The following is a 23,364-nucleotide window of genomic DNA, read 5'->3' as shown; positions in this document are numbered from 1 at the left end:
ACGCCATTGTTCAAATTTTTCTTCTTTAGAAGAAAAATCTTCCAATTAGCGTTTCAACGAGCTGGGAGATATGCTCGCCAGCTGTTGTAGTTTGTTTTCCCCCACCTAAAGAGGAAGGGGACATCTTAAAGCTCGTTATATGCTTTTACACACCGACCTGTTTCTGTGCTTTATCTGTAACGGCAACGGCCTCACAATTCAACACTTCATTGGCCAGCTCCAGCTGCATCTCCACCTGCTTATAGGAGGTCCCCCCATAGGAATTGCGATTCTTCACGCAGGTTTCCGGACTGATGGCATCATAGATATCATCCTCAAAAAGTGGGGAAAGCTCCTTGAACTCATCCATGGACATATCTGCCAGCCATTTGTTTTCATCAATGCAATGATGAACTGCCTTGCCGGATACGGCATGGGCCTGACGGAAGGGCATCCCCTTCTTTACGAGATAATCCGCCAGATCAGTGGCATTGGAGAAATCCTCCGCCACTGCACGGCGCATCACATCAGCCCGAACCTTCATTCCGCGCATAATACGGGCATATACAGCAAGACTGAACTTAACGGTATCAATTGTATCAAAGATACCCTCCTTGTCCTCCTGGAGGTCCTTATTGTAAGCCAAAGGCAAGCCCTTGACCGTACTTAACATAGCCATGAGATGACCTACAACACGGCCAGTCTTCCCCCGGACCAATTCAGATACATCAGGGTTTTTCTTCTGAGGCATCATGGAAGAACCTGTACAATGAGCATCATCCAATTCTATGAAGAAGAATTCACGGGAACACCACAGGATTGTTTCCTCACTGAGCCTGGAGAGATGCACCATCAGTATGGAAGCAGCTGACAAAAATTCCATAATATAATCCCTGTCGGACACCGCATCAAGACTATTGGAATAAATGCTGTCAAAATTGAGCTGCCGGGCCACATACTCCCTGTCTATCGGGAAGGTAGTCCCAGCCAGTGCACCGGCTCCCAGAGGCATGATATCACAGCGCTCATATACCCCGGAAAATCGGTCAAAATCCCGCTTCAGCATGGAAAAATAAGCCATCATGTGATGTGAAAACAATATAGGCTGTGCCCGCTGTAAATGGGTATATCCAGGCATAATGACATCACTGTATTTTTTTGCAGTCTCCACCAGAGCCTTCTGCATATCAAGTATCAGCTTCTGTACCTCTACCACCTGACGGCGGATAAACATATGGGTATCCAGGGCCACCTGGTCATTACGGCTGCGGGCCGTATGAAGTCTGCCACCGGCATCGCCAATAGCATCAGTGAGACGCTTTTCAATATTCATATGAATATCTTCCAGAGCCACCTCAAAGGAAAAATTGCCTTCTTCAATTTTTTTAAATATATCCTTCAGGCCTGCAACAATAGCATCGCGGTCAGCATCAGATATAATACCTGCCTTGGCCAGCATATTGGCATGGGCAATAGACCCGGCAATATCTTCAGCATACATACGCTTATCAAAATCGATTGAAGCCTGAAAATCATTAATCATCTCATCAGTAGACTTGGAAAATCGTCCACCCCAGAGCTGTTCAGCCATATTATTTACCTGCCTTTTCCTGCATCAGTGCACGAACCTTGAGTGGAAGGCCAAAGAGATTTATGAAGCCCTCTGCATCAGCCTGATTGTATACATGATCCTCCTCAAAGGTAACAAATTCCTGATTATACAGGGAATATGGTGACTTAGCACCTGCACTGATAATATTGCCCTTGTAGAGCTTGAGCTTAACTGTACCGGTAACAGTTTCCTGAGTGCTGTCAACAAAAGCAGACAATGCCTCACGCAGCTGACAGAACCACATGCCGTCATATACCAGCTCACCAAAGCGGATTGCTGCACCTTCCTTGAAATGGTAGGTAGCACGGTCAAGGCAAAGATATTCCAGCTCACGATGAGCATAATAGAGAATTGCTCCGCCTGGATTTTCGTATACACCACGGGATTTCATACCAACGAGACGATTCTCGCAGATATCAACAATACCAACACCATTGCGGGCACCAATATCATTCAGCTTATTGAGCAGCTCTACAGCACCCATGCGCTCACCATTAACGGCTACAGGAACACCCTTTTCAAAGCAAACGGTTACTTCCTCAGGCTTGTCAGCCGCATCCTCAGGAGCCTTGGATACCAGGAACATTTCATTCTGTGGTGCATTCCATGGATCCTCAAGATCAGATCCCTCATGGGAAAGATGCCAGATGTTCTTGTCCATGGAATATTTTTTATTATCAGTTGGAATCTCGATATTATGAGCCTTGGCATATTCTATCTCCTGGGTACGGGACAACAGCTCCCACTCACGCCATGGAGCAATGATAGCCATATTCGGAGCCAGTGCCTTAACAGTCAACTCAAAGCGCACCTGATCGTTGCCCTTGCCGGTGGCACCGTGTGCTATTGCGTCAGCGCCTTCCTTCTTGGCTATTTCAACAAGCTTCTTGGCAATCAGCGGACGGGCAAAGGATGTTCCCAAGAGATATTTGCCCTCATATACTGCACCTGCCTTAAGGGTAGGCCATACATATTCTGTGAGGAACTCCTCTGTAAGATCGGCAATATAGCACTTGGAGGCTCCGGAACGCAGGGCCTTGTCGTGAATAGCCTGCATGTCATCCCCCTGGCCGATGTCGGCACAGCAGGCAATAACCTCGCAGCCGCCGTAATTTTCCTTCAGCCATGGAATGATTACTGATGTATCCAAACCACCGGAATATGCTAATACTACCTTCTTATATTCTGCCATATCAAATATCTCCTTTTCTCACTATATATTTATTAAAAAAATAATTAATCTCCCATAAGCAGGGCCATAATGGCTTTCTGGGTATGGAGACGATTTTCTGCCTCATCAAAAATAACATCTGCATAGGCTTCCATGATATCATCAGTGATTTCCTCACCACGATATGCCGGCAGGCAGTGCATAACGATTACCCTCTTATCAGCGTTCCTGAGCAGCTCCTCATTTACCTGATAATCCTTGAAAATCTTCTTTCTCTCATCATGCTCTGCTTCCTGGCCCATGCTGGCCCAGGTATCTGTAACCACGATATCGGCATCCTTGGCTGCCTCAAAAGGATCCGTTACCAGTTTAATTGATGCACCGGTTTCCTCCGCATCCTCAATGGCATTTTTCATAACCTGCTGATCAGGCTCATAGCCCTTTGGCGTAGCTGCGACAAAATCAATTCCTGCCTTGGCACAGCCATACATATATGAATTAGTCATATTGTTGCCATCACCTACATAGGCCATTTTAAGCCCCTTGAGGTCCTTGCCCTTGTGTTCCTGGATAGTAAGCAAATCCGTCAACACCTGACATGGATGCAGCAGGTCAGTCAAAGCATTAATGACCGGGACATCTGACCATTTGGCAAACTCCTCCACCCTGTCATGACCAAAGGTACGAATCATTATACCATCCAAATATCTTGACATAACCCGGGCCGTATCCTTTATGGGTTCACCACGCCCGAGCTGAAGATCACGGTTTGAAAGGAACAGTGCCTGGCCGCCCAGCTGGTACATGCCTGTTTCAAAGGAAAGACGGGTACGGGTTGATGACTTCTCAAAGATCATTCCCAATGTTTTCCCTTTCAACAAATGGTGTTCAATTCCGGCCTTTTGTTTAGCCTTAAGCTCATGAGCCAACGAAAGAATTTCATTCACTTCATCCACTGACAACTCATGAATGGATAACAAATCCTTACCCTTTAACATCTATCTGACCTCCCAGCAGTATAATGGTAATTTTGCATGGCTATACACCAACAATGAATATTATACTACTTTTTTTACTTGCTTGTTAGTAGATACACAGTATACATAAAATAATTGTCCGTTATGCAAAATCCTTCATGACCTTTTCCAGTATGTCACATACCTCATCTATGTGTTGCCTTGTCACAATAAGAGGTGGCACAAAGCGCAGCACATTCCCGGCAGTACAATTGATTATTGCACCTTTTTCAAGGCAGGCATTTACAATATCCCGGCCTGGTTTTGTAAGCTCCATGCCCAAAATCAGACCCATTCCACGGACTTCCTTCACCAACTGTGGATATTCTGTTTTGATTATCTCCAGACGGGATTTCATATACGCTCCCATGTCCTCTACATTGGCCAAGAAATCACTGTCACTGATCAAATCCAGAACCACATTGGCCGCTGCACAGGCCAGTGGATTCCCCCCAAAGGTAGAACCATGATCACCGGCATGGAAGGCTGCAGCCACCTTGTCAGATGCTATAAATGCGCCGATTGGAACACCACCAGCCAGGCCCTTGGCCAAGGTGACGATATCAGGCTTTACCCCAAATTTTTCAAAGGTAAAGAAGCTGCCACTACGGCCTACACCAGTCTGAATTTCATCAAATATCAATACTGCATCAAATTTGTCGCATAGCTCACGAACCCTTTCCAAATATGCTGCATCAGGAACATGGACTCCGCCTTCACCCTGTATCGGCTCCAGCATTACCGCCGCAGTATTGCTGCTCATCATCTTTTCCAGGGCCTCAATATCGTTATAAGGCACATAGTCAAAGCCGGCAGGCAAAGGACCAAATCCCTCCTGGTATTTTGGCTGTCCGGTAGCTGTAAGGGTAGCTATGGTACGGCCATGGAAGCTGTGCACTGCTGTAATAATCTGGGATTTATCAGGAGATATCCCATGGGCATATTTTCGCGCCAGCTTGATGGCACCTTCATTGGCCTCCGCGCCGGAATTTCCAAAGAACACCTTCCCCAGACCACTTATTTTAATCAGCTTCTCAGCCGCATCAGCCTGTACCTGGGTATAATACAGGTTGGAACAGTGAATCATCTTTCCCGCCTGCTCAGAAACAGCCTTTACCAATGCAGGGTGGTTATGCCCCAAAACATTTACCGCTATTCCACCCAAAAAATCTATATATTTTTTTCCATGTGTATCATAAACATATACCCCGTCACCATGGTCCAAAACTATCCTGTAACGGGCAAAGACCGGAAGATAATCCCTGGCATCCTTTTCATATATCTGTTCATCCGTCATTTAATCACACCTCTTTACTTGATTACCTGAGTACCTATACCACTTGATGTAAGCAGCTCCAGAATAATTGAATGTGGCTGTCTGCCATCAATGATGTGAATCTTGTTAGTGCCCTGTTCCAATGACCTCAGACACGCTTCTATTTTCGGAATCATTCCCCCGGAAATAATTCCTTGCTCTATATAGCCTTTTGCTTCTTCCACGGTAAGTGTGGAAATAAAGCTGTCCTTGTCTTCAAAATCCTTGTATACACCTTCAGTATCAGTGAGGAGCAACAATTTTTCTGCCTGAAGTGCACCGGCAATCTCTGCAGCCACATAATCGGCATTGATGTTATAGCTTTCTCCATCATCCCCTACACCTATAGGTGCAATAACAGGAATATAGCCATTATTCAGCAGCGTATCCAAAATAGATGTATCTATGGAGGCCACCTGCCCCACATAACCAATATCTACATTTTCCCGTTGCCCTGCCTCATCGTAAACAGTGGCCAGTTTTTTCTCAGCCTTAATCAGTCCCGCATCCTTGCCACTGAGGCCAACAGCCTTTACACCGCGGCAATTCAGCAGATTTACAATATCCGAGTTCACCTTGCCGTCGAGAACCATTTCAGCAATTTCAACGGTTTCCTCATCTGTTACCCTAAGACCGCTAACAAAGGCAGATTGCTTTCCCACCTTTTTCAGGAACTGGGTAATGTCCGGACCGCCGCCATGAACGATGACCGGTCGCATGCCCACATATTTCAGAAGGCTTACATCCTCCATCACCTTATGCTTGAGCTCATCATTAATCATGGCATTACCACCATATTTGATAACGATGGTCTTACCATAAAATTCCTGTATATAAGGCAGGGCTTCCACCAAAATACCTGCCTTTTTCCCGGCATCCTCCATTACAGCCATGCCAAAACCTCCCTCGGTCCAACACGGACAACCTGTCCTTAGCTGACCATATAATCTGTCAGGTGTGATATTCACCGTTAATCTTTACATACTCATAGGATAAATCACAGCTCCATACTGTTGCACCGGCATCACCCTGACCCATTTCAACATCAATCACAATATCAGGCTTTTCCATTACAGCACGCAGGTCTGCTTCTTCAAATTCAGCCCCAAGGCCATTGGCATATACCGGTATACCGCCAAATTTGATAACGGTTTTTTCCGGCACCATTGGAACCCCGGCGTAACCTACAGCACAGATTACACGCCCCCAATTAGGATCCTCGCCAAAGAATGCAGTCTTTACCAAAGGTGATTTTGCAATACACATGGCTATTGCCTTGGCATCCTCAAAGCTTTTGGTACCGGTTACATTAATGGTCAGGAATTTGGTAGCCCCCTCACCATCAGCAGCTATTTTCTTGGAGAGCTCCTGACAGATAGTCTTTAATGTGTCATAGAATATCTCATAATCCTTGGTGCCTTCTTTGATTTCCGGGTTGCCGGCCTCACCGTTGGCCAATACAAATACAGTATCATTGGTACTCATATCACCGTCAACAGAAATCATGTTGAAGCTGATCTCCACAATGTCAGATAATGCCTTTTGAAGCAGCTGGCTGGAAATATTGGCATCTGTGGAAATGTAACAAAGCATGGTAGCCATATCAGGCTGAATCATGCCTGAGCCCTTGGCGATAGCACCAAAGCGTACCTCCTTGCCCCCGATGGTCACTGCCAGGGAGCAGGCCTTTGAATAAGTATCAGTAGTGATAATTGCCTCACCTGCATTCATACTGCCGTCCACTGACAGTTCAGCGGCTGCTGCCTTAATACCGGCAGCCATCTTATCCATTGGCAGATTGACGCCTATTATTCCGGTGGAGCTTACAAGCACGTCCTCAGGCTGGCAGCCCAGCTCTGCAGCAGCAAGTTTTGCCATTTCCTTGGCATTTTTTAGTCCCAGCTCACCAGTGCAGGCATTGGCACATCCAGCATTGGCCACAATGGCATGAGCCTTGCCATTCTTTATATATTCCCTGTCCACCAGTACAGGTGCCGCTGCCACCTCATTTTTGGTGAATACACCGGCCACGGCAGCTTCCTTTTCCGTATAAATCAGGGCAACATCCAAATTGCCACTCTTTTTTATACCGGCCTTTACACCGGCTGCCTTAAACCCTTTCGGGAAAGTAATTCCTGCTTTTCTGCTCTTTTCACTGAACACGATAATTCCTCCTCTATTAACTATTGCGCAAAACCATCAAGGATAAACCGGCACCATATCCAAGCCCAGCTTTTCATCGAAGCCGGAGGCTATGTTAAAATTCTGTACAGCCTGACCTGCAGCGCCCTTTACAAGATTATCAATTGCTGACAATACTATCACCCTGTTGGTACGATTATCTATATGCCATCCCAATTCACACAGGTTGGAGCCTCGGACATTTTTTGTAGCCGGATAAGTGTTTCTCCCCAGCAGCCGTACAAAGAATTCCTTATCATAGGCCGAAGCAAACGCCTCATCCACCATCTCAGCAGTAACACCATCTTTTAGGGTGGCATAACAGGTGCTTAAAATCCCCCGGGACATTGGCACCAAATGAGGTGTAAAATTAATCACCACATTTTCCCCTGAAAAATCACTCAAAGCCTGCTCTATTTCAGGAGTATGCCGATGAGTAGCCACTCCATAAGCCTTAAAGCTGTCATATAGCTCCGGGAAATGATTTGGAAGCTTTGCGCCACGGCCGGCACCGGAAACACCTGATTTGGCATCAACAATAATGGTTGACATATCAATTAAATGCTTTTGGGCCAAAGGTGCCAGAGCCAGAATACTAGCTGTGGTATAACAGCCGGCATTTCCAATAATCTTAGCTGATTTAATCTGGTCACGATACAATTCTGCCAGGCCATATACCCTTTCCGCATCCTTATGGGTATGCTCCACCTTGTACCAAGCCTCATATACATCGGTATCGGCAAAACGATAATCCGCACCCAGGTCAATAATCCGTACCGGCAAGTCCATAAGGGCCTTGCCAACCTTCATGGCATGTCCATGAGGAAGACACACAAAGACAAAATCGCTTTCCTCACCAATCTTTTTTATTTCCTTCATACTGATCAGGGTCATATCGTAGATTCCCTTAAAATGGGGATAAACATCAGATATCAGCTCACCGGCATGACTTTCCGAAGTAATATTCACCACTTTTGCCTCAGGATGATTATACAATAATCTCAGTAATTCGGCGCCGGCATAGCCTGTAGCACCTATAACACTAACCTTTTTCATATTATATGCCCCCTTATCAATGATATGATTATACAGCTTTTATTCATAAAAAGCAACTTATTATTAATATTTATGCACAAATATGCATATTCTTTTATTGCACCATCGTATGTAGTATAATAAGTACTGGCATATGGCACCAAGCCTCTACGGATATCTGCATATATATGTAGCACCTTTCTGCTGAATGCATATGAGCCGCAGCTTTCCCCAACAGGCAACAGGATAGATATATTTCCTGAGGTTTGGCCCAATATCCCATAAAATTTAAGCAAAAGGACACGATGTATGTTTATAATCCGTTTATGCAAGAGACTGATATTACTGCTGCTTCTGTTTGTTACAGTTTTCTGCGGTTCCTACTATCTTTCAGGCGGTACTCTGTACTTTGATGATGAGACTGCCCAACGAATTAACCGCGTTGTTTTTCTGCGTCGCGAGGTTGACAAGGCATTAAGCAAGGATAATTACACCGGGCTTGACCAAATTCCTGAATCACTTCAGCAGGCCGTTGTGGCCGTGGAAGACAACAGGTTCTATACCCACCATGGTTTTGATCCCGAGGGTATTGGCAGGGCGGCCCTGGTCAACCTTCAATACGGCGAAGTCAAGGAAGGTGCCAGCACCATAACACAGCAGCTGGTAAAAAACATGTTTTTATCCCAGGAACAAACCTATTGGCGAAAGGCAGAAGAACTGCTGCTGGCACTGAATATGGAGCTTCACTATTCCAAACAGGAAATTCTGGAAATGTACCTTAACACCATCTATTTTGGTTCCGGATATTACGGAATACATGACGCTGCCAAGGGTTATTTCGGCAAGCCAGTGGACAGGTTGACCCTGCCGGAGGCAGCCATGCTTGCCGGGATACCAAATGCTCCATCTGTTTATTCTCCCTTTGTCAATTTCAAGCTGTCAAAGGAACGGCAGATCATAGTTTTGGATGCCATGGTCAGGGCAGGCTATGTAAGAGAAGCTGTAGCCGAGGATGCAAAGATCAAGCCCCTGGATTTTGCCCATCAATAACCATACTGCATCCATCAATATATGTATAAATACAATATGCTGACAAAAAAGGCTTTGACGAAATGAATGTTCATCCGTCAAAGCCTTTTGATTTTTGTTACTCTACCTTATGACCACGGCCAAGCTCCGGACCATTTTCTTTGAAAGTTTCATAAGAAGACTGATAACTCTGTTCTTTTTTCTTTTTCTCAGCAGCCTGTTTTTTCTTGTACTCCTCGTACTTTTCCTTGCCCATCTTCAAAATGGCCTTTTCTTCTTCTGCCTTTTCCTCCATGAGCTTCTTCACTCTGTGCTGGAAACCATTATAAAAATCTGCAGTCATCTCATTATACAGCAGCTCATCACGGACACTGCTCTTTGGAGCCAGCTTCCTGTATGAATAAATGACCTCATGAGTCTTGGCACTTACCACATCATAGAAAACATTCAACCTGGTATCATTGGATACAGTACAAACAATATAGGCATCGGCAAGGGAGCCAACCTTTTCCTTGAATATCTCCAGGGCCTTACGCCTGCCAAGGCGATAGATATCAACATGATCGCGTTTGTTTATTTCCTGACAGAAATCCGGATAGGAAGTAAATGTATATTCACTCTTCTTGGTATTCTTAACGGCCTGATTATACAAAATATTCAAAAGATCTTCCTGAGTAGGCTCACCATCCTGTGGCATGTAATAAATATTGCCTATAACAAAGGTCTTCACTTCCAGCATGGCATCACCATCATATATATCTTCCTTGTGGGAACCATTTTCCCAGGCAAATGTCAACTGTGTGCCCAAAAGGAGCATACACATAACAGTCAACAGCTGCATAATTCTTTTCATTATATTACCTCCATTGAAACCTAAATTAACTACACTAGTTAGTGTAATATAATCCAGCTGGTTTGTCCATTAAAACATGATTAGAAGTTGCCTGGAGCCATACTGTTATTTCCCAAATATCCTCTTGGATATCTTTTTGGCAGTCTGTGTGGTAGCCAATCCACCTTCTGCAGTTTCCTTGACACTTCGTGGAAGGGACCGGCCTATGCGGTCCATGGCATCTATTACTTCATCTATAGGAATAACTGATTCCACTCCGGCCATGGCCATATCTGCAGCAACCATGGCATGAACAGCCACAAAGCCATTGCGCTTTACGCAGGGAACCTCTACCAGTCCGGCTACAGGGTCACAGGCCAGTCCCAAAAGGTTTTTGATGGCCAGTGCCACTCCATGCCCAACCTGGTCAGGTGAACCACCTGCCAGCTGGACAAGTGCCCCTGCTGCCATACCTGCCGCAGAGCCGCACTCTGCCTGACAACCACCATAAGCACCGGCAATGGAAGCATTGGATTCAATGACAAGTCCTATGCCCGCCGCCGTAAACAGTGCCTCGATGATTTCATCTTCAGAATTATGATTTTTTTCAGAAGCAGCCTTGATAGTCGCCGGTACAATACCACAGGATCCGGCCGTTGGACAGGCCACTATCCTTCCCATGACTGCATTGACCTCACTTACCCCCACAGCATTGGCTGCTGCCATCATTACAGTTCCTCCGGTATATCCCTTATCGTTGTAATGAAATAATTTTACGGCATCACCACCGGTAAGGCCACTAAGGGATTTTTCATTGTTCACCAGTCCCCGGGAGATTGATTCCTGCATTACCTGCCAGTTTTCCAGCATGGCTGCCTTGAGCTCTTCCCGTGGCTTCATGGAGGATTCCTCCTCATAAGTCAGCACGATATTACCAATCGTCGTATTATTTTCCTTTGCTAAATCAATAAGCTCATGGATGGAATTAAAGCTGATCATATTTTTTCTCCTATATTGCAGGAATTGCAAAGGCGTTTTCAATGGCTCCCGTATCACGGCAGGCTGAAATTATTTCCTCTGTCAATTCATCATCCGTCTCAATTATCATCATGGCCTGTTGGCCCCGGGTACGACGCGATACCCGCATAAATGCGATATTAATGCCATACCTGGCCAGGACACTGGCAATAACATTAATGACACCTGGCCTGTCACGATGGACTACCACCAAAGCCGGGTATTCACCGGTCAGGGAAACCTCAAAGGAATCAATCCTTGACACCTCTATATTGCCTCCCCCAATTGATGCACCACCAACTACAACCTTGCGCCCCTTGTCACCAACCAGCTTCAGCACTGCGGTATTAGGATGTGCCTCAGCCAAATCCACTGTTTCAAAGGAATATTCCAACCCTTCCTTATCAGCAATTTCCAAGGCATTACGGATTCTGTCATCCTCAGGAGAAAAGCCCATAATACCACCGATAAGGGCCTTGTCTGTGCCATGACCACGATAAGTCTGGGCAAAAGAACCATGGAGCAGTATTTCCGCCTTTACTACTTTCTCTCCAAGGATTTTCCCTGCCATAAGGCCAAGCCTGGCAGCTCCGGCAGTATGTGAGCTGGATGGTCCTATCATTATAGGCCCAACAATATCAAATACACCTCTCATAAATACCTCCTAAATATAAGGAAAACTCCCCACCTGTTTTCCTATAAAAATAAGGGCTAAAACCAATCAGTTACAGCCCTTATCTGATTTATCGCCCCTGACTCCAGGAGCAAAAATAAACTAAATTAAATTATGTGCTTTCATACACTGTTTTAGCAGTGCTTCGTGCTCAGGCTCCATCTCAGTCAATGGCAGTCTGAGAATCCCCGCATCATAGCCCTTCATTCGCATTGCTACCTTTACAGGAATAGGATTAACCTCGCAGAACAATGCACTGATCAGGTCAATATAATCTATCTGGAGCTTGGAGGCTTCCTGAACCCTGCCATCAAAATACAGCTGACAGATATCATGCGCTGTTTTCGGCGCAACATTTGAAAGCACTGATATGACTCCTTTTCCTCCAAGGGACAGAATAGGCACAATCTGGTCATCATTTCCGGAATATATTGCCAGGTCATCCCCACAGGCGTGACGGATTTTAGCCACTGCAGAAAGATCACCACTGGCTTCCTTCACTGCAACAATGCGTGGATGCTTTGATAATTCCTTGAAGGTGGAAACCTGGATATTAACCCCTGTACGGGAAGGAACATTGTAAACGATAATAGGTATATTTACAGCATCAGCAACCGCATAATAATGCTTCACCAACCCCTTCTGGGTGCATTTATTGTAATACGGGGTAACTACCAGCAGGGCATCCGCTCCCACTTCTTCTGCATACCTGGACAGCTGAATGGCATAGTCTGTTTCATTTGAACCTGTTCCGGCAATAACCGGTATACGGCCAGCCACCTTATCCACGGCGTATTTAATTGCAGATTTGTGCTCCTCATCAGACATTGTTGCAGACTCACCTGTAGTACCTGTAATAACAATTGCATCAGTACCACCAGCAATCTGATCTTCAATGATACGGCCAAGCTCATCAAAGTTGATTCCATCATCAGTAAAAGGTGTAATGATTGCTACACCTGCACCACTAAATACAATATCCTTCACAAAAATAACCTCCAAACCTCATCAAGCATTGCAACCATTTTAATTATTGCATGGGCAAAAAACAAAGTCAATAATCACTGAAATATTGTGTGGGAAAAATACCATCAATCCATTATCCTGGTGAGCTTGTCAAAAATATCACGATTGTCAGTTATGACATTTTCATTGCCAAATACACAGATATTATCTGCTTTCATGCAATCATCCACAGCTGGTGCCAACCCCCTGATTATCTCAGGAGTCGTAGACAATATCTCGTCCCGTGATTTTTGCCGCATTTCATTGGTAATCCTTCTGAAATACATTCCCTGGGCTACATTCCCTATGGTCTTTGGTGGAAGCGGCATATCCACACCGCTAATGGTTCCGATAATGTATTTGGTCATTTCCCTTTCATCGGCATCAAAATGGCGCAGGAAATCTGCTGTTCCATTAAAGACATCCAGGGTTTCCTTGAGCTTAGGATCACGGTAGGACACAAAAATAACATTCCCGTTATTTTTGATGCTGGTCATTGCCCCGTAGGCGCCACCCTGTACCCTGATTTTGATCCAGAAATATTCATATTTCAGCATGGTTTCCATCACACGCATATGCCCTGTAACCTCATAGCCCAAATTAATGAGGTTAGCACCCTTGGCCACATACTGAACCTGACTGGAAGACACCAGACCTTCCTTTTGCCCCTTTACAGGCAAATCATATACCTGCCTTGGCGCTTCATCTGCTGTTTTATTTCCTTCCAGTGCTTTGCTGAGTTTTTTCACTTCCGCCTCAAACATACCATAATCTTTTTTCGGCAATGTGAGTCCAACAGTCAAATGCTTTTTGCTGAACAACAGGCTCTTGACCTTATACAGCTTGGCCTTGAAATCCTCAAACCTGTTATCGAAATCATCTGTAATATCTTTGATAAGCTGATACAGGGACAATGCGCCGATTTCATCAAACACACCATCCTTGGAAATAAAGGAGGACAACCTGGTTCTGGCTACACTGACAGAGGACTGCAGCATCTCCATTTCCACCTCCGCCCGCAACTGAACCATCAGCTCGCGAATGCGCTTGCTGTCATCAAACAGGCTTTCATTAATTATCTCACACATCAGGTCCATGGCTATCGGAAGATTTCTGTAGAACACCTTTGATGTCATCCTCAACAAAGCCCTGTACTCATCCGGATGATCCTTGATATCAAACACCTCAATGCTTCCACCCATTCCGCCGGTATAAAACAGCATCTTTTTGGTGAGCTCAGCATATGTTCGTGAAGCTGTATCCACCTGCCCCATAAGCTCGTTATAAAGGAATACATATGGCAGCAGCTCCTGAGGTACAGTATCTATATCGAAATACAGTGAATAATAAACAATGCCATTGGTTTCCACATCTGAGCAGAGCACCTTGATGCCATCCCACTCCTTTTCCTCCATTGGGAAGGTCCGTGATTTTGGATTGATATCCGAAATCTTCAGCAGTGGTATGGTAGCCAGGGCTTCCGGTGTATCAGGAGTCTGCTGTCTCCGCTTCAGGCTGGCAGTTGCACTGATAATATCATCGATCTCGGCAGCAGTCATTTTCTCCTTGAGCTGTGCCAGATGAGCTTCCATTTTCTTTGTCCGTGCAGCCGCCATAGTATTATTTGGCTTCAATACCACAACGGCCCCAAACCTGTTATCCAGGAGATTTTTCTGTATCAGTCCTTCGTAATAGCCGGTAGACAGCTTTTTCCTCAAGGACTCCAGCAAATCCTCATACCGAAGCATTCTCAACGGGTCCTTATCATATAACCAACTCTTCAGGACAGACAGATTGTATATGAGTCCCTTAGGCGCCGTACCGTAATCAGCCTCCCGGAGCCTGAATTCCATGTGGTTAAGGGTGCCTTCCAAAAGCTCCTTATCAATACCATTTTTGACTATATCACACAGGGTATCACGAACAATCTGCTGGAATTTTTCCTTATACTTTTCCTCTGAACCATTTAATTCAATAGTAAAAAATGGCTGAAGGATTTCCCCTTCATAATATGAGGAAATATCCTTGCAGATACCTGCATCTATGATTGCCTTGCGCAAAGGTGCTGCCTGATGCCGTATCAGGGCATCCTCCAGTATTGACATGGCCATGTATTCCTCCATGTCATCACTGCTTCCGGCTACCACCGAGTAGGCAAGGAAGGTTTTGGCCTCAGTGGTTTCCTCAGCCCCAACAGGATACTCAGCACAAATATCCTTGATTTCATCAAAGGCCTTTTGCTTATGGATGACTGAATCCACATCCACAACATCAAAATGACTGAGATATTCCTCATCGATAAATTTCAGCTGCTCGACTATATCCATATCTCCATACAGATAGATATAGCTGTTGGCAGGTGAATAATACTTTCTGTGAAATTCCTTGAAGCTTTCATAGGTCAGCTCAGGAATGGCTTCAGGATTGCCACCTGATTCATTGGCATAGGTTGTATCAGGATACAGGGCACGCATTATTTCATTCTGCAGCAGGTCCTCCGGTGATGAAAGGGCCCCCTTCATTTCATTGTATACTACACCGCTGTATGTAAGGGGATCCTCCGGCTTTTCGATCTCGTAATGCCAGCCCTCCTGCATCAGGATTTCGTGATTCTCCAGCATGGCAGGATAAAATACTGCGTCAAGATAAACATCCATCAAATTGTGAAAGTCCTTGTCATTGCAGCTCGCCACAGGATATACCGTCTTATCCGGGTAGGTCATGGCATTGAGAAAGGTATTGAGGGAGCCTTTTACCAATTCAACAAATGGCTCCTTCAAAGGAAATTTTCTTGAGCCGCAAAGAGTGGAGTGTTCAATGATGTGGGCAACTCCGGTATCATCCTCCGGTGGAGTCCTGAAGGCTATGGAAAACACCTTGTTGTCATCCTTATTCTGCAGGTACAGCAGTCTGGCCCCACTTTTTTCATGAATAAACTCAAAGGTATCAGAACCGGCTTCAGCTACATGATCCTTTTTAATTAATTTAAAACCATGAATAACATCATTTATGTCCATAAAAATTAATCTCCTTAACAAAATATATCGCCGTAGTTACACCTTTATTGCCGAAAACTGCCCCATGATAATATCACAAGGCAGTTTCAAAATACTGAATATTAATTTGCATCCCTGGTAATGGTCTTATCACTTTTCCCAAGTACCCATCCCAAGGCCTTCAATTCTGCATACAGCATAACCTTCTGCTCACGGATTTCCGCCTTACAGTTACGAAGTTCCTTGTACTTTTTGCAGCTGAGATTATATTTAGCCGTAATCTCAGATAAACTGCGCATTTTCTCCCTATTGTCGCTATAGGTAGATGATATTATTTCATTAACATCCATACGATCAGCTCCGTTCCTTTAGTCATGCTTAAAGTATACCGCAGAAATATTACTTCTTCAAGCGTTCCAATGCCCAATGAGCAATATCATGTCTGAAATGTGCATCCTTAAAGTGTATCTTGTCCACAGAAGCATATGCAGAATCAACTGCCTCCTTAATTCCTGCAGCTTTGGCCACAACACCCAGCACACGGCCGCCATTTGTATAAATGTGGCCATCCTTTTCGGCAGTACCAGCATGGAATACAATATTACCACCGGCCTCAGCTTCCCTGAGTCCGGTAATCTCATCACCCTTGTTGTATTTCTTTGGGTAACCGCCGGCAGCCATTACAATACATACAGCAGCACCAGTGCTCCATTTAACCTCAGTTTTATCCAGGCTGCCATCAATACACGCCAGCATGACATCCACCAAATCACTTTCCAAAAGTGGCAATACCACCTGGGTTTCCGGGTCCCCAAAACGGGCATTGAACTCAACTACCCGTGGTCCCTTATCAGTTACCATAAGGCCTGCATAAAGGCAGCCCTTATATAGACGGCCTTCCTTTTCCATGGCCTTAATAACCGGGTCAAGGATCAGCCTCTGAGTTTCAGCCAAAAGCTCCGGAGTCCCAACAGGCGCCGGGGCATAGGCACCCATACCACCGGTATTAGGACCTTCATCGTTATCATTTACCCGCTTATGATCCTGGGAAGGAACCATAGGAATAATTGTTTTGCCGTCGGTAAAGCAAAGCACAGACACTTCCTCGCCGGCCATGAATTCTTCGACAACAACCCTGCTGCCTGCACTGCCAAAGGCACCATCACCCATGATTTCATCAATTGCTCCCAACGCCTCATCAAGGGTCATGGCTACTATAACACCCTTACCGGCAGCCAAGCCATCGGCCTTGATTACAATAGGTGCTCCTTCAGACCTGATATATTCCTTGGCCTTGTCAGCATCAGTAAACACCTCATATTTAGCCGTTGGAATATTATATTTTTTCATCAATCCCTTGGAAAAAGCCTTGGAGCCTTCAATCTCAGCAGCTACCTGAACAGGGCCAAAAGCCTTGATTCCCACCTTATTAAAGGCATCAACGGCACCATTGGTAAGTGGCACCTCAGGGCCTACCACTGCCAGTTCCACATCGTGCTCCTGGGCAAATTTCACCATTGCAGCATTATCTGTAATGGAAATATCCTCCACGCATTCAGCCAGGGAAGCCATACCAGGATTACCAGGAATAGCATACAGCTTGTCAGCCTTCTTGCTCTGACTGAGTTTCCAAACCAGGGTGTGCTCTCTTGCACCACTGCCTACAACTAAAATATTCATTATTTATTCACCTGCTCCAAGAGATATTTCTGAATACAATCATCATATTCGGAAGTATGCCGGAAGGCCTCCTGAGCCAGCTGCATACGCAGCATACCACTCACACAGCCATGTTTTTCAATACTTTCAGCCACCTCATTATAGCGATCAGGATTGGTGACTACAGTAACATATTTAAAGTTCTTGGCCGCTGCACGGATCATGGCCGGCCCGCCAATATCAATGTTTTCTATTGCTTCTGCCAAAGTAACATCCGGCTTGGAAATAGTTTCCCTGAAAGGATACAGATTTACTACGACCATATCAATACCGGTAATCTTGTGCTCCTTCATGGCCTGCACATGATTAGGATTATCACGGACTGCCAGAATACCACCATGAATTAGCGGATTGAGTGTCTTTACCCTGCCATCCATAATCTCCGGAAATCCTGTGACATCACTTACATAAATAACAGGGATTCCCGCATCTTTTATCGCCTTCATGGTACCACCGGTAGAAACAATCTCTATACCGGCAGCATGGAGTTTTTTTGCCAGCTCAACCACACCAGTCTTATCAGATACACTGATCAATGCGCGTTTGATTCTCATAGTAAATTCTCCTTATCTTATAATCATTGTTTAATCCGTACATGACGGTCATCTACAAGTTCCAGCCTGCCATCCACATAAAGCTCTATGGCCTTTGGATATAAAATATGTTCCTTCTGAAGAACTCTGGCTGCCAGGATCTCCTCAGTATCGCCATCCAGCACCGGGACTGTATCCTGAAGGATTATCGGACCATGATCCATCCCCTCATCCACGAAATGGATAGTGCAGCCAGACACCTTGGTGCCATACGCCAGCACGTCCCTATGGGCATGAGCCCCACCGAAGGAGGGCAACAGTGACGGATGAATATTCAATATCTGATGTCTGTATTCCCCGACAAAATAAGGACTCAGGATTCGCATGAAGCCCGCCAGAATGACCAGTGTAACACCGGCCGCCCTCAGTTCTGCCACCAGCTTTTCCTCAAATTCCTGCTGGGTACTGCAGGCCTTACGATTGATACAGACACTGCGAAGCCCCTTTTCCCTGGCCAGGGTAAGTGCCTTGGCCTCAGGCTTGTCAGTGAGTACCACCCCTACTGACGCTTTTATCTGTCCGGCATCAATAGCTGCCAGAATTGACTGCATATTTGACCCCCGACCGGAACACAAAATACCTAAAACATGGTTACTCATTAAACACGCCGCCTTTGGTAATAACCTCATGATTGCCGGTGGTAACATGGCCAATTTCAAATACCGGCTCATTGGCCGCCTTCAGCTCAGCCTTGATTGCTTCTGCGTCACTGCCGGAAACAATCAGGACCATGCCAATCCCCATATTAAAGGTACGATACATTTCCTTCCAGTCAACATTACCCCACTTCTGCAGGAGCTTAAAGATGGCCGGAACCTCCCAGGCAGTAGTATCTACCACACACCCCATATTTTCCGGGAGGGCCCGTGGTATATTCTCATAAAATCCACCCCCGGTAATATGTACCATGCCATGAATATCATATTTCTCAATCAACGGCAGGCATGTCCTTGGATATAATCTGGTAGGCGTCAGCAATTCCTCGCCAATGGTCTTTCCAAGCTCATCAATATATTCATCACCTTTGTAGCCCATCTTCTCGAACACGATCTTACGGACCAGGGAATAACCATTGGAATGAACTCCGGAGGATGGCAGTGCCAAAAGCACATCATCGGCTTTTACCTTTTCACTGGTAATAATCCTGGATTTATCAACAACACCAACTGCAAAGCCGGCAATATCATATTCCCCTACCGGATAAAAACCGCTCATCTCAGCAGTCTCACCACCAATAAGTGCACAACCGGACTCACGGCAAGCATTGGCCACACCCTTAACCACAGAAGCCACCTGTTCAGGATCAAGTTTGCCCACAGCAAGGTAATCCAGGAAATAAAGAGGCTCAGCCCCCTGCACCAGGATATCATTGACACACATTGCCACAGCATCCTGCCCAATGGTATCATGCTTATCCAGCATAAATGCCAGGCGGAGTTTGGTGCCGACACCATCAGTTCCCGAAACCAATACAGGCTCCTTATATTTGCCGGTATTTAATGCAAACAGTCCCCCAAAGCCACCTAAATCACCCAGTACCTCCGGGCGATAAGTAGCCTTTACACTATCCTTGATAAGCTTTACAGAGTAATTACCTGCATCAATATCCACCCCGGCATCACGGTAAGTCAGCTTTTCTTCCATTGTATCCTCCATTAACCTTTTTTGATTTTCTTTCTGGTTTCAAAAATAAACTTGTCTGCCTCCGCCGGTGACTGTGTCTTCTGCTCAATAGGATATCCCCCGTTAAAGCAGGCAAAGCACATGTTATTAGGATTCAGCTGTGGCACACATTTTTTCAGTCCCTCAAGGGTAAGAAAATGCAGGGAATCTGCACCTATATACTCGCATATCTCATCAACTGATTTTGTAGCAGCAATGAGTTCCTTACGGGCAGAGGTATCGATGCCATAAAAGCATGGATAACCAATAGGCGGTGAGCTGATAACCATATGAACCTCTTTGGCCCCGGCATCACGAAGCATCTTCACGATCTTGCCACTGGTAGTACCACGCACAATAGAATCATCAATTACAATGACAGACTTGCCATCCACAACAGACCTTACCGGATTCAGCTTCAGCTTTACTGCAGTATCACGCTGTTTTTGACTTGGCTGTATAAATGTCCTGCCAATATAACGGTTCTTTATCAGGCCGCTCACGTATTGAATCCCAGCCTCATAGGCAAAACCGGAAGCTGCTACATTACCTGAGTCGGGTACTGAAATAACTATATCCCCCTTGCATTTTGCCTCCCGTGCCAGGATTCTTCCCATCTCAAACCTTGATTCATGAACGCTCTGGCCGTCAATTATTGAATCCGGGCGGGCAAAATATATGAATTCAAAAATACACATGGATGGCTTAGGCTTAGCAAAACGATGAGACTCAATACCATTTTCATTAATAACAACCATCTCACCAGGTTCCACATCCCGTATAAACTCAGCCCCGACTACATCGAGTCCACAGCTTTCAGAGCTGAGCACATACCCACCCTCTTCAAGCCTGCCGATGCAGAGAGGGCGGAAGCCCTGAGGATCCCTTGCACCAATCAGCTTATCCTCAGTCATTATGGTCAGACAATAAGCCCCCTTTATTTTCTTGAGGCTGTCGATTATTTTTTCTTCAATGGTAACCTTTCTGGACCTTGCTATCAGATTTACAAAAACCTCTGAATCTATAGTGGTCTGAAAAATAGTACCGCTTTCTTCAAGCTTCTTGCGGATTTCACCTGCATTGGTGAGATTTCCATTATGGGCCAGGGCAATCTTCCCACCTGAATAGGAAACCATCAGTGGCTGAGTATTGGCCAACAGGCTGGAGCCTGTAGTGGAATAACGAACATGACCAATAGCAATGTACTGGTTATCCATCTGAGGTATCTGATGTCTAAACACCTCCCGGACAAGCCCCATTCCACGGCTTACATCCATCCATGCACCATCAGTTACAGCAATGCCTGTACTTTCCTGGCCACGGTGCTGCAGGGCAATAAGCCCATAATAAGTCAATTCAGAGACATTGAGTTCCCTGGAGTATACGCCAAAGACGCCACACTCCTCCTTCAGCTTGTCCTCTTCATAATCAATCATTGTAAAAACCATTCCAATCTAAATCTGTATTCAATTTTTAACGGACTTCACCGGTAAGACGCTTCAGGATTTCCTTATAGGCATCCTCAACATTGCCAAGATCACGGCGGAAGCGGTCCTTATCCAGTTTTTCCTTGGTTATGGAATCCCAGAAGCGGCAGTTATCAGGTGAAATCTCATCAGCCAATACAATCTTGCCGTCCTTATCACGGCCAAACTCCAGCTTGAAATCAATGAGATCAATATTCTTGGTCTTGAGATAATCCACCATGATCTGATTAATCTTCAGGGACTGCTTCTCAATCTCTTCCATTTCTTCCTTGGTAGCCAGCTTGCAGGCATAAATATGATAATGATTTACCATTGGGTCACCCAGGTCATCATTTTTATAACAGAGCTCTATAACAGGCATGGACATAGGAGTGCCTTCCTCCAGGCCGAGGCGCTTTGCCAGGGAACCAGCGGCAACATTACGGATGATTACCTCCAAAGGAACAATATCCAGCTTCTTGATCAGTACATTTCTGTCATCAATAACCTTGATAACATGATTCTGAATACCTTCCTTGGCCAACAGATCAAAGAAGAACATGGTAATCTTGTTATTCATAATGCCCTTATCCACAATGGTGCCTTTTTTTGCACCATTACCGGCAGTGGCATCATCCTTATAGTAGCAAATCAGCTGATCAGGATTTTCTGTAGCATACAAAATCTTTGCTTTTCCTTCGTAAATAGCGTTCTTCTTTTCCATTGTAAAAAATTACCTCCATTAAAATAAACAATTTATGTCAACCTCCCCAATTAAGGAAGGTGGCAGGCAACAACATGAGGACACTGGCAGCAGGGTAATCAGTCCTTGGTGAGGGACTGCTCCACCCGCTTGGCCTTCACTTCAACATCCTCAACCATCTTCTCCCTGTATTTAACCAGCTTTGTCTTGATATTATCATCAGAGAGAGCAAAAATTTCTGCAACAAAAATGGCGGCGTTCTTTGCTCCGTTAATAGCCATTGTGGCCACAGGAATACCCGAAGGCATCTGTACCGTACTAAGCAAAGCATCCATTCCATTAAGGGATGTAGCATTAATAGGTACTCCTATAACCGGCAATGTAGTATAACTTGCAATAACGCCACCAAGGTGTGCTGCAGCACCAGCTGCTGATATAAATGCTCCCACACCTCGCTCAGGTGCAGTGGAAACAATCTCTTTAACCTTTCCAGGTGTACGATGAGCCGAAGCAACAACCACCTCGGATTCAATACCAAACTGTTTCAGAAGCTCATAGGCCGGCTTCAGAATTGGCCAATCTGAATCGCTACCCATTATAATGGCTGCCTTCATCAACGAATCAACTCCTCCGTAAAAATACATCAACTCTTACGATATCTTACCCATACACTATAACAGAAAAAATTAAAAACTGTCAACGAAAAGGAGGCGTTTCTCCCTTTGTTGACAGCGTTTATATTACTTTCACTTGATTGATGTCAGCAGGCAGTCTTAATCAATTCTTTTTCGACCACAATAGTACTTAAATAATAATCCGTAACGTGATATTCCCGGGAAAAGCTTCCGGAAATCATTTTCCTGGCTGCCTTAAAATCATCCATATCAGGAACTGTATTCTGACCTTCTGCATTGTAGATGGCAATGACAGCACCATTAACCATATCCATGAATATGACCTTATCAGCACCAATCCCTCCACGGTATGCTGCCAAGCTGGCGATTGTCCTGCTGTTCATAAGGGATTCATTATAGTCCAGAACGAGATACTGGGTATTATTTATATCAAGGCCATATATGATTTGCATGGTCAAAACCTCCTTAACTTTGATGATTTAATTATAACAGGCATAATTTACATAAAATATGAAAAATATGCTTTTTATATTGCAAAAAGTGCTATAATTAAATAAAATTTGATTACCTCCATCAGGAGAAACTCTTATAACGCCATTGTTCAAATTTTTCTTCTTTAGAAGAAAAATCTTCCAATTAGCGTTTCAACGAGCTGGGAGATATGCTCGCCAGCTGTTGTAGTTTGTTTTCCCCCACCTAAAGAGGAAGGGGACATCTTAAAGCTC

General features: G+C 45.0%; 22 protein-coding genes. 1 reads left to right on the top strand and 21 read right to left on the bottom strand.

The window, feature by feature from the left end; genetic code table 11:
• Positions 1–145: 145 nt before the first annotated feature.
• From argH to argC, 7 genes are all read right to left on the bottom strand, one after another.
• Positions 146–1,570 (bottom strand): argininosuccinate lyase, encoded by a 1,425-nt coding sequence (gene argH, locus K6C05_RS00700; protein WP_296730354.1) that lies wholly within the window; start codon positions 1,568–1,570, stop codon positions 146–148.
• A 1-nt stretch (position 1,571) separates the two neighbouring features.
• Positions 1,572–2,783 carry an argininosuccinate synthase gene (locus K6C05_RS00695; RefSeq protein ID WP_296730352.1) on the bottom strand — a complete coding sequence of 404 codons (1,212 nt, stop codon included), beginning with the start codon at positions 2,781–2,783 and terminating at the stop codon, positions 1,572–1,574.
• Between the two features lie 44 nt (positions 2,784–2,827).
• Positions 2,828–3,760 (bottom strand): ornithine carbamoyltransferase, encoded by a 933-nt coding sequence (gene argF / locus K6C05_RS00690; RefSeq protein WP_296730351.1) that lies wholly within the window; start codon positions 3,758–3,760, stop codon positions 2,828–2,830.
• A 121-nt stretch (positions 3,761–3,881) separates the two neighbouring features.
• Positions 3,882–5,075, bottom strand: a complete 1,194-nt coding sequence (locus K6C05_RS00685) for an acetylornithine transaminase (protein ID WP_296730349.1) — start codon at positions 5,073–5,075, stop codon at positions 3,882–3,884.
• 14 nt (positions 5,076–5,089) lie between these two features.
• Positions 5,090–5,977 (bottom strand): acetylglutamate kinase, encoded by an 888-nt coding sequence (gene argB / locus K6C05_RS00680; protein ID WP_296730356.1) that lies wholly within the window; start codon positions 5,975–5,977, stop codon positions 5,090–5,092.
• Positions 5,978–6,044: 67 nt separating this feature from the next.
• Positions 6,045–7,256 carry a bifunctional glutamate N-acetyltransferase/amino-acid acetyltransferase ArgJ gene (gene argJ / locus K6C05_RS00675; RefSeq protein ID WP_296730347.1) on the bottom strand — a complete coding sequence of 404 codons (1,212 nt, stop codon included), beginning with the start codon at positions 7,254–7,256 and terminating at the stop codon, positions 6,045–6,047.
• A gap of 36 nt (positions 7,257–7,292) precedes the next feature.
• Complete coding sequence (gene argC / locus K6C05_RS00670) at positions 7,293–8,330, bottom strand: N-acetyl-gamma-glutamyl-phosphate reductase (RefSeq protein ID WP_296730346.1); 1,038 nt, start codon at positions 8,328–8,330, stop codon at positions 7,293–7,295.
• A 288-nt stretch (positions 8,331–8,618) separates the two neighbouring features.
• Here argC and K6C05_RS00665 point away from each other — a divergent pair, with 288 nt between their 5' ends.
• Positions 8,619–9,359 (top strand): transglycosylase domain-containing protein, encoded by a 741-nt coding sequence (locus K6C05_RS00665; RefSeq protein WP_296730345.1) that lies wholly within the window; start codon positions 8,619–8,621, stop codon positions 9,357–9,359.
• Between the two features lie 97 nt (positions 9,360–9,456).
• On the opposite strand, the gene K6C05_RS00660 is transcribed toward K6C05_RS00665, so the two are convergent.
• The 14 genes from K6C05_RS00660 to K6C05_RS00595 all read right to left on the bottom strand — a co-directional run bounded on the left by K6C05_RS00660 (position 9,457) and on the right by K6C05_RS00595 (position 23,091).
• Positions 9,457–10,191 carry a hypothetical protein gene (locus tag K6C05_RS00660; RefSeq protein ID WP_296730344.1) on the bottom strand — a complete coding sequence of 245 codons (735 nt, stop codon included), beginning with the start codon at positions 10,189–10,191 and terminating at the stop codon, positions 9,457–9,459.
• Positions 10,192–10,296: 105 nt separating this feature from the next.
• Positions 10,297–11,169 carry an L-serine ammonia-lyase, iron-sulfur-dependent, subunit alpha gene (sdaAA, locus tag K6C05_RS00655; protein WP_296730343.1) on the bottom strand — a complete coding sequence of 291 codons (873 nt, stop codon included), beginning with the start codon at positions 11,167–11,169 and terminating at the stop codon, positions 10,297–10,299.
• A gap of 10 nt (positions 11,170–11,179) precedes the next feature.
• Entirely contained in the window at positions 11,180–11,842 is a 663-nt protein-coding gene (sdaAB, locus tag K6C05_RS00650) for an L-serine ammonia-lyase, iron-sulfur-dependent subunit beta (protein WP_296730342.1), read from the bottom strand.
• 120 nt (positions 11,843–11,962) lie between these two features.
• A complete protein-coding gene (dapA, locus tag K6C05_RS00645; RefSeq protein ID WP_296730341.1) occupies positions 11,963–12,847 on the bottom strand; it encodes a 4-hydroxy-tetrahydrodipicolinate synthase in 885 nt (294 codons plus the stop codon).
• A 104-nt stretch (positions 12,848–12,951) separates the two neighbouring features.
• Complete coding sequence (locus K6C05_RS00640; RefSeq protein WP_296730340.1) at positions 12,952–15,882, bottom strand: insulinase family protein; 2,931 nt, start codon at positions 15,880–15,882, stop codon at positions 12,952–12,954.
• Between the two features lie 101 nt (positions 15,883–15,983).
• The gene (locus K6C05_RS00635) at positions 15,984–16,211 is read right to left on the bottom strand and encodes a hypothetical protein (protein WP_296730339.1); all 228 of its coding nucleotides are present in this window, start codon (positions 16,209–16,211) and stop codon (positions 15,984–15,986) included.
• A gap of 49 nt (positions 16,212–16,260) precedes the next feature.
• Positions 16,261–17,541, bottom strand: a complete 1,281-nt coding sequence (purD, locus tag K6C05_RS00630) for a phosphoribosylamine--glycine ligase (RefSeq protein ID WP_296730338.1) — start codon at positions 17,539–17,541, stop codon at positions 16,261–16,263.
• Positions 17,541–18,134 carry an IMP cyclohydrolase gene (locus tag K6C05_RS00625; RefSeq protein ID WP_296730337.1) on the bottom strand — a complete coding sequence of 198 codons (594 nt, stop codon included), beginning with the start codon at positions 18,132–18,134 and terminating at the stop codon, positions 17,541–17,543. The genes purD and K6C05_RS00625 overlap by 1 nt, the downstream gene beginning before the upstream one ends.
• A 23-nt stretch (positions 18,135–18,157) precedes the next feature.
• Positions 18,158–18,772: a phosphoribosylglycinamide formyltransferase gene (gene purN / locus K6C05_RS00620; RefSeq protein ID WP_296730336.1), complete on the bottom strand. Its 615-nt coding sequence runs from the start codon at positions 18,770–18,772 to the stop codon at positions 18,158–18,160.
• The gene (gene purM / locus K6C05_RS00615; protein ID WP_296730335.1) at positions 18,765–19,817 is read right to left on the bottom strand and encodes a phosphoribosylformylglycinamidine cyclo-ligase; all 1,053 of its coding nucleotides are present in this window, start codon (positions 19,815–19,817) and stop codon (positions 18,765–18,767) included. The genes purN and purM overlap by 8 nt, the downstream gene beginning before the upstream one ends.
• A gap of 11 nt (positions 19,818–19,828) precedes the next feature.
• The gene (purF, locus tag K6C05_RS00610; RefSeq protein WP_296730334.1) at positions 19,829–21,271 is read right to left on the bottom strand and encodes an amidophosphoribosyltransferase; all 1,443 of its coding nucleotides are present in this window, start codon (positions 21,269–21,271) and stop codon (positions 19,829–19,831) included.
• A gap of 37 nt (positions 21,272–21,308) precedes the next feature.
• Entirely contained in the window at positions 21,309–22,025 is a 717-nt protein-coding gene (purC, locus tag K6C05_RS00605; protein WP_296730333.1) for a phosphoribosylaminoimidazolesuccinocarboxamide synthase, read from the bottom strand.
• Between the two features lie 98 nt (positions 22,026–22,123).
• Positions 22,124–22,618 carry a 5-(carboxyamino)imidazole ribonucleotide mutase gene (gene purE / locus K6C05_RS00600; protein WP_296730355.1) on the bottom strand — a complete coding sequence of 165 codons (495 nt, stop codon included), beginning with the start codon at positions 22,616–22,618 and terminating at the stop codon, positions 22,124–22,126.
• Between the two features lie 146 nt (positions 22,619–22,764).
• Positions 22,765–23,091: a hypothetical protein gene (locus tag K6C05_RS00595; protein WP_296730332.1), complete on the bottom strand. Its 327-nt coding sequence runs from the start codon at positions 23,089–23,091 to the stop codon at positions 22,765–22,767.
• Positions 23,092–23,364 lie beyond the last annotated feature (273 nt).

Origin of the sequence: Anaerovibrio sp., from assembly GCF_024697385.1 — a bacterium.
Taxonomy (GTDB): domain Bacteria; phylum Bacillota; class Negativicutes; order Selenomonadales; family Selenomonadaceae; genus Anaerovibrio.
The sequence above is the reverse complement of the archived record's forward strand: the minus strand, read 5'-3'. Positions and strand labels throughout refer to the sequence as shown.

Excerpts from the sequence above, each read along its gene's own strand:
- argH (WP_296730354.1), bottom strand. The coding sequence starts at position 1,570 with ATGGCTGAACAGCTCTGGGGTGGACGATTTTCCAAGTCTACTGATGAG.
- K6C05_RS00695 (WP_296730352.1), bottom strand. The coding sequence starts at position 2,783 with ATGGCAGAATATAAGAAGGTAGTATTAGCATATTCCGGTGGTTTGGAT.
- argF (WP_296730351.1), bottom strand. The coding sequence starts at position 3,760 with ATGTTAAAGGGTAAGGATTTGTTATCCATTCATGAGTTGTCAGTGGAT.
- K6C05_RS00685 (WP_296730349.1), bottom strand. The coding sequence starts at position 5,075 with ATGACGGATGAACAGATATATGAAAAGGATGCCAGGGATTATCTTCCG.
- argB (WP_296730356.1), bottom strand. The coding sequence starts at position 5,977 with ATGGAGGATGCCGGGAAAAAGGCAGGTATTTTGGTGGAAGCCCTGCCT.
- argC (WP_296730346.1), bottom strand. The coding sequence starts at position 8,330 with ATGAAAAAGGTTAGTGTTATAGGTGCTACAGGCTATGCCGGCGCCGAA.
- K6C05_RS00665 (WP_296730345.1), top strand. The coding sequence starts at position 8,619 with ATGTTTATAATCCGTTTATGCAAGAGACTGATATTACTGCTGCTTCTG.
- K6C05_RS00660 (WP_296730344.1), bottom strand. The coding sequence starts at position 10,191 with ATGAAAAGAATTATGCAGCTGTTGACTGTTATGTGTATGCTCCTTTTG.
- sdaAA (WP_296730343.1), bottom strand. The coding sequence starts at position 11,169 with ATGATCAGCTTTAATTCCATCCATGAGCTTATTGATTTAGCAAAGGAA.
- sdaAB (WP_296730342.1), bottom strand. The coding sequence starts at position 11,842 with ATGAGAGGTGTATTTGATATTGTTGGGCCTATAATGATAGGACCATCC.
- K6C05_RS00640 (WP_296730340.1), bottom strand. The coding sequence starts at position 15,882 with ATGGACATAAATGATGTTATTCATGGTTTTAAATTAATTAAAAAGGAT.
- K6C05_RS00635 (WP_296730339.1), bottom strand. The coding sequence starts at position 16,211 with ATGGATGTTAATGAAATAATATCATCTACCTATAGCGACAATAGGGAG.
- purD (WP_296730338.1), bottom strand. The coding sequence starts at position 17,541 with ATGAATATTTTAGTTGTAGGCAGTGGTGCAAGAGAGCACACCCTGGTT.
- K6C05_RS00625 (WP_296730337.1), bottom strand. The coding sequence starts at position 18,134 with ATGAGAATCAAACGCGCATTGATCAGTGTATCTGATAAGACTGGTGTG.
- purN (WP_296730336.1), bottom strand. The coding sequence starts at position 18,772 with ATGAGTAACCATGTTTTAGGTATTTTGTGTTCCGGTCGGGGGTCAAAT.
- purM (WP_296730335.1), bottom strand. The coding sequence starts at position 19,817 with ATGGAAGAAAAGCTGACTTACCGTGATGCCGGGGTGGATATTGATGCA.
- purF (WP_296730334.1), bottom strand. The coding sequence starts at position 21,271 with ATGATTGATTATGAAGAGGACAAGCTGAAGGAGGAGTGTGGCGTCTTT.
- purC (WP_296730333.1), bottom strand. The coding sequence starts at position 22,025 with ATGGAAAAGAAGAACGCTATTTACGAAGGAAAAGCAAAGATTTTGTAT.
- purE (WP_296730355.1), bottom strand. The coding sequence starts at position 22,618 with ATGAAGGCAGCCATTATAATGGGTAGCGATTCAGATTGGCCAATTCTG.
- K6C05_RS00595 (WP_296730332.1), bottom strand. The coding sequence starts at position 23,091 with ATGCAAATCATATATGGCCTTGATATAAATAATACCCAGTATCTCGTT.